Raw genomic sequence first — 12,129 nt, 5'->3', positions numbered from 1 at the left:
TGAAATACTGTTATAATATACGTAATATGAATTAAATTAAATTTTAGAAGGTAGGCATCTAAAAATGGAAACATTATTTTCAGGTATCCAGCCCAGTGGTATTCCAACACTTGGTAATTATATCGGTGCATTGAAACAATTTAGTGAAGTCCAAGACGATTACGATTGTTTCTTCTGCATCGTGGATCAGCACGCAATTACTGTTCCACAAGATCGTTTGAAGTTACGTAAGCAAACAAGACAGCTTGCAGCGATTTATTTAGCTTCTGGTATCAATCCAGAGAAATCCACATTATTTATACAATCAGAAGTACCAGCGCATATACAGGCAAGTTGGATGCTCACTACGATCTCTTCTATTGGAGAATTGGAACGTATGACACAATTTAAAGATAAAGCTACAAAACAGTCTGAAGGCGTTCCAGCTGGTTTACTTACATATCCACCGTTAATGGCTGCAGATATTATAATCTACAACACGAATATTGTTCCTGTAGGCGATGACCAAAAGCAACATATAGAATTAACAAGAAACTTAGTAGATAGATTTAATTCTCGTTTTAACGATATATTAATTAAACCAGAAATACGCATACCCAAAGTTGGCGGTCGTGTTATGAGTTTACAGGATCCCACTAGAAAAATGAGTAAAAGTGATGACAATCAAAAAAACTTCATTTCCTTACTTGACCAACCAAATACTGCAGCTAAAAAAATCAAAAGTGCAGTAACTGATTCAGACGGAATTATTAAATTTGATAGAGATAACAAACCAGGTATTTCTAATTTATTATCAATTTACTCTAGTCTAACTGATGAATCTCTAGAGTCATTACAACTTAAATATAAAGACTCTAATTACGGTGTGTTCAAATCAGACTTAGCAGAAATCGTAAAAGAATTCTTAACAGATTTCCAAGAAAAATTTGATTACTATTTTAATTCAGATGAATTAGATACTATCTTAGATAATGGTAGAGATAAAGCACAAAAAGTTTCTTTCAAAACATTGAAAAAAATGGAAAAAGCTATGGGCTTAGGTCGTAAAAGATAATTACAAGAAGCACATCCTATTTTATTAGAATATGCCAGAGTGTCGACAAAGTCACTGACTTTGTTGGCATTTTTTTGTGCACGCTTTCCGCAGGCTCAGCTTCAACCTTTAATCTTCGCCTAGTACTTTATTAACTCGTCAGGAGTCGGCCCAAATATCTGCCGATTTAAAAAAACAATATAATTAATCATTCATCATAATCGATTGACCTTATATTAAGCCACACACAAATAAAAAATAAATATATAACTAATTGAACAAGAAAGGTTGTCTCGATTTCAAATAAGACTAACTAGTAAAATTTTAGTTTAATATGAAAAGTAAACAGCACACCAACCTCCTGTTGATGTGCTGTTTATAATATTTAATTCACTATTATTTAAATCTATACTAACTATTCTTTCTTTTTACCAGTTTCACGATCAATACTTTTATCTATTTTTACATTTTTTAGAGATGTATCTCCACCAATTTGGTGATAGATTAATCCTTTAACTTGTGGATTCGTTAAATGTGCTTCCCCTTTTTGATAAATCGGTGCGACTGGTGCATCATTTAGCATGATTTCTTCTGCTTTCTTCATAGCGGCGTTACGTTCTTCAGGTTTTTTCAGTAATTCGCCATTAGCATCTTCAACTAACTGATCATATTCTTTGCTACCCCAACCGGTATTATTTTGTGCATTACCTGTTGTCATAATGTTTAAGAACGTTAACGGGTCTGGATAGTCAGGCCCCCAACCAGATAATGAAGCTTCAAAAGTTTCTGACGATTCTTGATTTAAACGTTGTTTAAACGGTAATTGTTTAATTTTCAATGTGACACCAGGTAAAGTTTTTTCTACTTGAGCTTTGATATATTCAGCTGAAATTTTTGCATCCGGCGTATCTTCTGTATTCATCGTAAATGTCAGATCTTTTATGCCCAAGTCTTTTTTAGCTTTTTCATAATGTTCTTTGGCAGCTTCTGGGTTGTATGATAATGGTGAATCGATAGTCTCAGTAAAATCTTTACCATCAGGAGTTTCAGCAGTTAATTTTGCAGTGAAACCATCTGTTGCTTCCGAACCATTATTTTTAACAGCATTTACATAACCTTCTTTATTAATAGCTTGTGAAATCGCAAGTCTCATATCCTTATTTTTAAATGCAGGAACATTGTCCTGGCTTAACTTAATAAAGAATGTACTTGCTAACAAACGTTTTTTCAAACCTGGATTATCTGCATACTTATCAACTTGATCTGCTGTAATGAGAGTATCATCAACAGAGCCTGTATCATATAAAGAAGCACCAGCTTGTTGATCTTTTAACACTTTATAATTTACTCGGTCTAAATGAACCGCTTCTTTATCCCAATAGTCTTCGTTTTTTACAAGTTGAATTTTGTCTTCAACTTTCCAATCTTTTACTTTAAATGGCCCGTTAAATACAGCTTTATCAGCTGTAGTCGCATATTGTTGTCCATTCTTTTTCACAACTTTTTCATTTTGTGGCATAAATGTACCGAACGCGAACATTTCATTAATATAAGGAATCGGTTTATTTAATTCCACTTTTAATGTATGGTCATCTAGTGCTTTTACGCCTAATTCATCCACATCTTTTTTCCCCATATTAATATCCTCAGCATTTTTCAAGTCATACATAATATAGGCATATTCGGACGCTGTTTCAGGGTTAACTACTCGCTTCCATGCATACTCGAAGTCATGAGCAGTAACTGGATCCCCATTTGACCATTTCGCGTCTTTACGCAATTCAATCGTTAATGTTTTACCACCATTGCTTTCTTTAGGCAAAGCTTTGGCTACACCTGGCTGCGCTTTGTCATCTTTATCTAATGTATATAATCCTTCATAAATTTGGTTATACAAATCAAATGTCACTGTATCAGTTGCCAATGCCGTATCCAGTGAAGTAATATCTTGTGGTAACACTTTTCTGAATACTTGTCCTTTATCTGAGTAGACACCTTCAGCGCTACCACAACCAGCTAATACTACTGACAGCGCAATAAGTATCGTAAATAACTTAAACTTTTTCATCATAATCCCCCTTTCCCCTTTTATACAGATGTTTCATGTGTTTCAGATTTCAGTTTTTCCGCTTCTTCATCTGTTGTAAATACATAATGGTTCGCTCGTACTTCATGCAATGAACGTTTGTCATTATTTTCAGCATCTTCTTTAAAAACCGTTCTCTTTCTCACTCTTTCACTTTCAGGATCTGGCTGAGGTACAGCAGAAAGTAAAGATTTAGTATAAGGATGCATAGGATGATGGTAAATTTCATCAGCACTGCCTAACTCAACGATTTTACCGAAATGCATCACTGCAATTCTGTCAGAAATGTATTTCACCATTGAAAGGTCATGAGCGATGAATAAGAATGTAATGCCACGCTCTTTCTGTAATTTTAATAACAAGTTTACAACTTGTGCTTGAATAGAAACATCTAATGCAGAAATCGGTTCATCAGCTATAATAAATTCTGGTTGTACTGCTAATGCACGTGCAATACCGATACGTTGTCGTTGACCACCTGAAAATTCATGTGGATAACGGTTCGCATGCTCTTTACTTAGCCCTACTGTTTCCAATAAGTCATAAACACGTTTCTTACGATCTTTAACGCCGGTAGCAAGTTTATGTATATCAATACCTTCAGCTACGATATCCATAACTTTTAAACGCGGATTTAATGATGCATAGGGATCTTGGAAGATCATTTGTATCTTTTTATTAAATTTCAATGAGTCTTTACGATTTTTTATTTTTTGAATATCTACACCTTCATATAGAATTTCACCATCTGTAATATCATTCAGTTTAATAATGGCTTTGCCTGTAGTTGATTTACCACAGCCTGATTCTCCTACTAAGCCAAATGTTTCCCCTTTAAATACATCGAAAGAAATATTTTCGATGGCTCTGACTTCATTTCGTTTACCTTCATTAAAATATTGTTTTAAGTTTTTTACTTGTAATAGCACATCTTTATTATTCTCCATCGAACGACACCCTTTCTACTTGTTGAGGTTTATCGTAATTATTTGGCATTTTACGTAAACGTTTCTGCACCATTTTTGGTGGCTCAATATGAGGTGAACGTTCGTCCAACAACCACGATTTCACAAAGTGTGTAGGTGAAACTTGAAACCAAGGCGGCGGTGTCTTAAAGTCTATATCTAATGCAAATTGACTACGTTCTGCAAAAGCATCTCCTTTAGGTGGATGTAATAAATCTGGTGGTGTCCCTGGTATAGCTAGCAATTCTGTTTCTGAACCTGTAGTTAAATCTGGCATTGATGATAATAACCCCCATGTGTATGGGTGTTTAGGATCATAGAATATTTCATCTACATCTCCAGTCTCTACCATCTGACCACCATACATTACTGCTACACGATCTGCGATATTCGCAACCACACCTAAATCATGTGTGATGAATATAATTGACGTACTAATTTTATCTTGAAGCTCTTTCATCAACTCTAAAATTTGTGCCTGCATCGTTACATCTAATGCTGTTGTTGGTTCATCAGCAATTAATACTTTAGGTTCACATGCAAGTGCTGTTGCAATAACGATTCTTTGTCTTTGTCCGCCTGAAAATTGGTGCGGATAAGCAGTGAAACGTTTTTCTGCATTTGGTAAACCTACTAAATTCAATATTTCTAAAGCACGTTTTTTCGCATCTGCTTTATTATAATTTCTATGCTTCATCAATGGTTCCATAACTTGTTTGCCAATCTTCATCGTTGGGTTTAAAGAAGTCATTGGATCTTGGAAAATCATAGATATATCTTTACCTCTAAGCTTGATTAATTCTTGTTCTGATTTCTTTGCTAAATCTTCACCTAAGAAATTAATTTCACCTTTTTTAATTCTTCCTGCATCACCTTGAAATAACTTAGTGATTGCTTTCGTTGTAACTGATTTCCCCGAACCAGATTCACCAACAATTGCGAGTGTTTCACCTTTATCGACAAAGAAATCAACACCTCTAACCGCTTGCACTTCCCCAGCGTCGATATCAAAGGAAACATGCAAATTATTCACTTCTAATACTCGTTCTGACATAAATGTTGCCCCCTTTTATTATCTGCGCATTTTAGGATCAAATGCATCGCGTAATCCATCACTAAATAAGTAGAAGAATAAAATTAATAAACTTAATACTACTGCTGGTATAAATAGTTCATGTGGATGAATTAACAGCATTGCTCTTCCTTCATTAACTAACGAACCTAATGACGTTCTAGGCGCCGGTACACCAATACCAATGAAACTTAAGAACGCTTCGAAGAATATGGCATTAGGCACTGTAAACATAGAAGTTACTACGATAACCCCAAGTGTATTAGGTAAAATATGTTTGAATATTAATTTCAGTTTGGATGCCCCTAATGTTGTAGATGCTAAAACAAATTCTTGTGTTTTTAATTTTAAGAATTCACCACGTACCACACGACTCATGCCAATCCAACCCGTAAGTGCCATGGCTAAAATGATGGTCCAAATAGATGGCTCAAAAATTAATACGAATAAAATAACTACAATTAATGTAGGTATCGAAGCAACAACTTCTATAATACGCTGCATGACGTTATCTATCCGTCCTCCAAAGAATCCAGATATCGCACCATACACAACACCTATAAATATATCGAGCAAAGCTGCTACCACACCAATGAATAATGATACTTGCGCGCCTTGCCAAGTTCTTGACCATAAATCTCTACCTAATTGATCTGTACCAAACCAAAAGTTTTCTGTAACGCCTGCTTCTTTATAAGCGTCGACACCTTTTGCGCCTTCACCATCAAATGGTAAGAATGGTATCTTATCTAGTACAGGTATTTTAGCTGGTAAGTTACGTCTATCTACATCTTGTTCTGCATAATCATGTGAACTTATTAAAGGTCCAATCAATGCTAGAAGTACGATGAGGATTAGGCCAATCATCCCAACTACGGCCAATTTATTTCGTTTCAATTGCGTCCATGCATCTTGCCAAAAGTTTTTACTTTCTCTTTGCATTTCCGGTTCTTTATCAATATCATTCTTGCTTCTAATAAAATCAGATGCCGGTATACCTTCTGAAGTATGTGTCATAACTGCATTTGAATGATCATCTGTTAATTTTTCATCTCTTTTATCAGCCATTATTTTTTACCCCCTTGTACACGAATACGCGGATCAATTAAACCGTATAAAATATCTACAATAAATATGGAGACAATAAACAATGTACTGAATAAAATTGTCGTTGCCATAATAACTGGGAAGTCATTCGTAGTGATCGATCTCACAAATTGATCCCCTAACCCTGGCACACCGAAAATATTTTCAATTGTCAAAGTACCAGTTAAGATACTTGCTAACATCGGTACAATAATCGTAATAACCGGTATCAATGCATTTCGTAATGCATGTCCAAATAGTACTCTCATTGTTGAATTACCTTTTGCACGTGCTAACAAGATATAATCCGAACTTAAAACCTCTATCATCTCTGCTCTTATGTATCTTGCCACCGTTGCTAATACTGCTGCCGATAGTGCTAATGATGGCAGTATCGCGGTCGATATTCCTTCCCAACCTGCAACTGGTAACCACTGTAATCTAACTGCAAATACGTATTGTAGCAATACTGCTAAAACAAACGATGGTACTGATACTGCAATAACCGAAATGACGGTGGCTGTATAGTCGACCCAACTGTTTTGCCGTACTGCTGCTATGACCCCCAAAATCAATCCTAATATGACACCAATAACCATAGCTGTCAGTCCCATTTCAAGCGATGGTAATAATCTTGGTTTTATTAAGTCCCACACAGGTTGGTTATCATATTGGAATGAGTTACCAAAATCCCCTGTAACCACGTTCTTTAAATAACTTGCATACTGTACAGGTACAGGTTCATTCAAACCATACTTTTCATTTAAAATTTGCTTTTGCTCTTCATTTAATTTTTCATCATTAAATGGTGAACCTGGCATAAGCTTCATTAAGAAAAATGTAATCGTAATGATTATGAATAATGATAAAATCATATATCCCAAACGCTTTAAAACATACTTAAGCATATTTTATCCCCCTTTAAATTCAGAATTAACATTCCCTTTGAAATATTCAGAATATTTATTAACATTATACTTTTACTTTACGCGTAAAGCAATATTGTTTCGCTTTACATTATTAAAGAATTTATTAACAATTTATTTTATAATCTTATACAAGTGTTGATATAATTGAATTTATAGAAGTTTTTATTCATTTTTTAGATATATTAAGTTACAATAAATTTATTGTATAATTGGAGGAATTAATATGAAGCACATATCAAGTTTACTAATGTGGACACTTTTTACACCTTTACTTTCTTTGCTAGTTTGGCTATTTGCTTCACATACTTTGGTTCTTTACATCAATACTTTTTTCTATATTTCCATTTCGTTGGCTATCTTCTTTTTCATCATTATCGTTGTTCAAGAAGGCATTTTAGATCCTACCAGCTATGGTTTTAGAAGATTGAAATACCAACTTACTAACAAAAAACATAAAGATACACTCGAAAATGATGAGTTTTTCAAACCCACACAAGCAAAAAAAGAAAATTACTTTGTTACACCATGGGTTAAGGTTGCATTTGTATGTAATTTATTTTATTTATTTCTCTCTATCGTTATTTCTTTTGCAATATAAAAGACTGCATTAGAGTATTGTTTATTTCTCAACAATACTCTAATGCAGTCTTTTTCTTATTTTGTTTCTATATTCGGGTTAAAGAACAATGCATAGTAAAGTAGGACAAACCCGATTAATACAACTACAGCAACATAGATTGACATCATCCACGGCAGTAGAAATGCCCCCAAAATTAATCCGAACCTAGATAATACATTGGCTCCATAATAAGAGACCATGCCAAATGTAGAATACGTACTACGTTTGTCGTCAGGAATCATTAAAAATCGTTGCGCATTTTGAATTGGTGAATAAATCAATTCTCCTAATGTGGCTATGATTGCAAATAAACACAATATCCAAAATGCACTGGCTGACGTCAATACGCTATAACCTATAGTATATAACACTATACCAATAATAAAGACAGCTTTTTTAGAAGTCTGTGCTATAAGTCTATTCACCGTAAATGTTAACGTGCCCACCACGATTGTATTAATAATCATAATAACGGTAAACATCCTTACACCATCTATGTAAAAGCCTAAAAAATGAAAGGGTTCAAACTCATCCTTCAATCTAACTACAACATATGAATTTAAACTCAGTTCTGCCATAAAAACCAGCATCATCCCTAAATTAAAAATCATATAATACTTATCTTTAAGTACAACATGATAGCTCGTTATAAAATGTTTAAAGCGAGATGTCAATGCTTCTTTTTTATTATAAACTTGTTCTACATCATAATATTTTTCAAATAAATACCAACTCACTAACATAGCAAAGAAAAACATAATAAATAACAAATGCTTGTGTCCTAAATATAGTACTGCACCTAACATCATTCCTATTGCAGTACTAATATTAAACATCCAATAATTGAGTTGATATACATATTCTCTTACGTCTTCATATATCGCATCCATGATAGCCGCTTCGAAAATAGGCTGACTCGCTGCAAATAAGGTTTCAAAAATAAACACTGTAGCACAAAAAATAATTAAACCAACACCATCCATGGTTACAGTAATACTTAAAATAATTAAGCACACTGCGTATAAAAAGTGTATATAATTAACGACTTTCTTCCTATTATAATTATCCCCTAAGTATCCACCTAGAAAAGACACAAAAAAACTAACTACGATATTTATTATTAAAAATGCACCGGCAAACACCGCATTTGTTTTGCTCGTTAAATATAAAGCCATAAAAGGTAAAATCGCTTGGCTCGCAATGGTCAAGATGAAATCAGCTATTAACCTTGTTTTTAAAGTCGTCGATAACGTCATAAATTTCTTCAATTTTATCCCTCCAGACTTTTAAATTATTCCTATTATACATGAATTGTATGTTGTACATATACATTTTTAAAATTTTCCTTCCTTATTATGAAGTTAATAATGGTAAAAATGTATTATAACTACAAATATACAAAGTTTGTTAGCACTAAAGAAAATTCCAATATAAAAAAAACAGCCAAAATTTAAAATTTTAGCTGTTTTTTTATATTGTATATATTTTTAAATCTTTTAAAATTAAATGAAGTTTATAGATTTAGTCATTGATTTTTTTCAATACGAGTACGGCATTGTGTCCACCAAATCCTAAACTACTACTCATTGCATAATTAATCTCTAAGTCTTCTGCTTTATTTGGTACAATATCAAGATCACATTCTGGATCAGGGGAATTTGCATGGATTGTTGGCGCGATGCGGCTATCTCTAATTGAAAGTGCAGAGAATATCGCCTCTAACCCACCTGTAGCACCAAGTAAATGACCTGTCATTGATTTTGTTGAGCTCACTTTTAATGAGCTAGCAGCTTCTCCAAAAGTGTTTTTAATTGCTTGTATTTCTGTTAAGTCACCTAAAGGAGTGCTCGTACCGTGTGCGTTAAGATATTGTACATCCTGAGCTTTTATTTCTGCATCATCTAAAGCAGCTTGCATAGCACGTGAGCCACCTGCGCCTTCAGGGGCAGGTGCAGTGATATGGTGCGCATCACCTGTTGAGCCATAACCTACTACTTCAGCATAGATTTCTGCGCCTCGTGCCTGAGCATACTCTAGAGATTCAAGTACAACAATACCAGCGCCTTCACCCATGACAAATCCATCGCGACCTTCTTGGAATGGTCGACAAGCTGTTTCTTTATCATCATTTGTAGATAAAGCACGACTCGCACTGAATCCTGCGATAGCCATATGCGTAATAGGTGCTTCTGCTCCACCTGAAATCATTGCGTCTGCATCTCCACGTTGAATGATTTTAAAAGCATCGCCAATCGAATTCGTACCTGTCGCACATGCAGTCACTGTAGCACCATTAGGCCCTTTAGCACCTAAATCAATTGATACTTGTCCTGCTGCCATGTCCGGTATAAGCATTGGTACAAAAAATGGACTTACTCGTTTTGGACCGCGGTTCATTAATGTGCTATGCGAAATTTCAAAAGTTTCCATTCCACCAATACCTGAACCAATCCATACACCAATTCTATTAGCTGTATTATCATTAATTTCTAATTTAGCATCGTTAACCGCTTCTCTAGCTGCCACAACTGCGTATTGTGTAAAACGGTCCATGCGACGCGCTTCTTTTTTAGGTATATGATCTTCTATATTAAAATCCTTTAGCTCTCCAGCTAAATGAACATTATAATCTGTTGTATCTACTCGTGTAATTGTATCGATACCACTTACCCCGTTTAAAGCATTATTCCATGTTGATTTAGCATCGTTGCCAAGAGGTGATAATGCGCCAATTCCTGTTATTACAACACGTTGTTCTTTGCTCATATTTTATCCTCCTATTTTCCCCATTTTAGTGTTACTGCGCCCCATGTAAGACCGCCGCCAAATCCTACTAATACTAAGACGTCATCGTCTTTTATCTTACCATTTTCTAATTCTTGAGCAATACTTAAAGGAATCGAAGCTGCAGATGTATTACCAAATTTATCTACAGAGACACTCATTTTTTCTTTTGGAATGCCTAAGCGTTCTCTTGCAGATTCCATAATTCTGATATTTGCTTGGTGTGGTACGAACATATCTACGTCTTCTGGTTTTAAATTTGCTTTAGCTATGGCATTGTTAGAGGCTTCACCCATAATTCTCACTGCAAATTTAAATACTTCACGACCATTCATAAATATTTTTCCATTTTCTGGATTTAAATATAAATGTTTAGCACCAGAACCATCAGAACCGAGTTCATAACTTAAAATACCACGGCCTTTAGATACTTCTCCGATTACAACTGCGCCAGCACCATCACCAAATAATATTGCAGTTGATCTGTCAGTAAAATCTGTAATTTTAGATAATTTATCTACACCGACAACAAGTATGTTTTTATAGTCCCCTGACTGAACAAATTGCTTAGCATTAATCATGGCATACATAAAGCCACTACATGCAGCAAGTTGATCCATCGAGGCAACTGTACCAACACCTAATTTCTCTTGTAACAGGTTGGCAACTGTAGGAAACGGAAATTCTCCTGTTGATGTTGCAACTATAATCATATCGATATCTGTTGCTTCGATATGAGCATCTTCTATCGCTTTTAAACTTGCTTGATAAGCTAAATCTGAAGTTTCTTCATCCTCATCAGCCCATCTTCTCTCTTTAATACCAGTCATTTGTGAAATCCATTCATCTGAAGTTTCTAAAAATGATTCAAAATAGGTATTGTCTACGACATTTTTAGGTGCGTATGCACCAAAACCTTTAATACCCACGTCCATGGTTGTACACCTTCTCAATCTTATTTTTAATTTTAATACCAGGTATTAATTTAACATAATACACATTTCAAATACAAGAACAACACCTAACATATAAGATGTTTTACAGATTAATTATAATTTAAAACTTATATTATAACAATGTAAAACTAAGAATCTTACTTTGATACTATACAAACAGTACTTTCTTATTTATAATGAAAATATATATATTATATTGGAGGCATTACATAATGAAATACCTCGCAACTTTATTTTGGTCTATTGTCTTATTGCAAATGATTAACTTTGTGCTTAATAGTTTAGTAGGTGGCGGCGAACTTAACCTCATCACGCCTATCATAGGCGCAATAATATTCACGATTATTATTGTATTGTTTGATATGGTCATTAAAGTCAATAATGATGATACAACGAAGCAACATTAGAACAAGTCTATAATCAGACTCGTTTCAAGCTACCAACAAAGTCTCCGGCTTTGTTGGTAGCTTTTTTGTTCTAAATAAATCAATAGATAAAATGAATCGATATGAAATATCTATAAAAATTATATTTACGTTTCGTATATCAACTTTTTCAAATAACGTGGATTGTTTGCGAGACTCTTAGAGAAAAAGCAT

At 34.3% G+C, this 12,129-nt stretch carries 11 protein-coding genes; 3 read left to right on the top strand and 8 right to left on the bottom strand.

What is annotated here, in order from left to right; all coding sequences use genetic code 11:
- The first annotated feature begins 64 nt into the window (after nucleotides 1-64).
- Nucleotides 65-1,054, top strand: a complete 990-nt coding sequence (gene trpS, locus M4L39_RS07340) for a tryptophan--tRNA ligase (protein ID WP_277581452.1) — start codon at nucleotides 65-67, stop codon at nucleotides 1,052-1,054.
- A gap of 394 nt (nucleotides 1,055-1,448) precedes the next feature.
- Here the strand turns inward: trpS and M4L39_RS07335 are convergent, their stop codons facing one another.
- The 5 genes from M4L39_RS07335 to opp3b are packed head-to-tail and all read right to left on the bottom strand — an operon-like array spanning nucleotide 1,449 to nucleotide 7,150.
- Nucleotides 1,449-3,101 (bottom strand): peptide ABC transporter substrate-binding protein, encoded by a 1,653-nt coding sequence (locus tag M4L39_RS07335; protein WP_277581451.1) that lies wholly within the window; start codon nucleotides 3,099-3,101, stop codon nucleotides 1,449-1,451.
- Between the two features lie 20 nt (nucleotides 3,102-3,121).
- The gene (locus tag M4L39_RS07330) at nucleotides 3,122-4,066 is read right to left on the bottom strand and encodes an ABC transporter ATP-binding protein (protein WP_277581450.1); all 945 of its coding nucleotides are present in this window, start codon (nucleotides 4,064-4,066) and stop codon (nucleotides 3,122-3,124) included.
- Nucleotides 4,056-5,138 carry an ABC transporter ATP-binding protein gene (locus M4L39_RS07325; protein ID WP_277581449.1) on the bottom strand — a complete coding sequence of 361 codons (1,083 nt, stop codon included), beginning with the start codon at nucleotides 5,136-5,138 and terminating at the stop codon, nucleotides 4,056-4,058. The genes M4L39_RS07330 and M4L39_RS07325 overlap by 11 nt, the downstream gene beginning before the upstream one ends.
- 18 nt (nucleotides 5,139-5,156) lie before the next feature.
- Nucleotides 5,157-6,224, bottom strand: coding sequence for an oligopeptide ABC transporter permease (opp3C, locus tag M4L39_RS07320; RefSeq protein WP_431197630.1), 1,068 nt, complete (start codon nucleotides 6,222-6,224; stop codon nucleotides 5,157-5,159).
- A complete protein-coding gene (gene opp3b, locus M4L39_RS07315; protein ID WP_057512701.1) occupies nucleotides 6,224-7,150 on the bottom strand; it encodes an oligopeptide ABC transporter permease in 927 nt (308 codons plus the stop codon). The genes opp3C and opp3b overlap by 1 nt, the downstream gene beginning before the upstream one ends.
- 244 nt (nucleotides 7,151-7,394) lie before the next feature.
- Here opp3b and M4L39_RS07310 point away from each other — a divergent pair, with 244 nt between their 5' ends.
- On the top strand, nucleotides 7,395-7,769 hold the full coding sequence (locus tag M4L39_RS07310) for a DUF3899 domain-containing protein (protein WP_277581448.1): 375 nt from the start codon (nucleotides 7,395-7,397) through the stop codon (nucleotides 7,767-7,769).
- A 56-nt stretch (nucleotides 7,770-7,825) separates the two neighbouring features.
- On the opposite strand, the gene M4L39_RS07305 is transcribed toward M4L39_RS07310, so the two are convergent.
- From M4L39_RS07305 to M4L39_RS07295, 3 genes are all read right to left on the bottom strand, one after another.
- Nucleotides 7,826-9,058 (bottom strand): MFS transporter, encoded by a 1,233-nt coding sequence (locus M4L39_RS07305; RefSeq protein WP_277581447.1) that lies wholly within the window; start codon nucleotides 9,056-9,058, stop codon nucleotides 7,826-7,828.
- A 253-nt stretch (nucleotides 9,059-9,311) separates the two neighbouring features.
- Entirely contained in the window at nucleotides 9,312-10,556 is a 1,245-nt protein-coding gene (gene fabF / locus M4L39_RS07300) for a beta-ketoacyl-ACP synthase II (RefSeq protein ID WP_277581446.1), read from the bottom strand.
- A gap of 11 nt (nucleotides 10,557-10,567) precedes the next feature.
- Complete coding sequence (locus M4L39_RS07295; RefSeq protein ID WP_277581445.1) at nucleotides 10,568-11,509, bottom strand: beta-ketoacyl-ACP synthase III; 942 nt, start codon at nucleotides 11,507-11,509, stop codon at nucleotides 10,568-10,570.
- Nucleotides 11,510-11,742: 233 nt separating this feature from the next.
- On the opposite strand from M4L39_RS07295, the gene M4L39_RS07290 reads away from it, so the two are divergent.
- Nucleotides 11,743-11,937, top strand: coding sequence for a DUF2929 family protein (locus M4L39_RS07290; protein WP_277581444.1), 195 nt, complete (start codon nucleotides 11,743-11,745; stop codon nucleotides 11,935-11,937).
- Nucleotides 11,938-12,129 lie beyond the last annotated feature (192 nt).

The sequence above is a fragment of the Staphylococcus equorum genome, from assembly GCF_029531845.1.
In the GTDB taxonomy this organism is placed as follows: domain Bacteria; phylum Bacillota; class Bacilli; order Staphylococcales; family Staphylococcaceae; genus Staphylococcus; species Staphylococcus equorum_C.
This window is presented reverse-complemented; position numbering and strand designations above follow the sequence as displayed.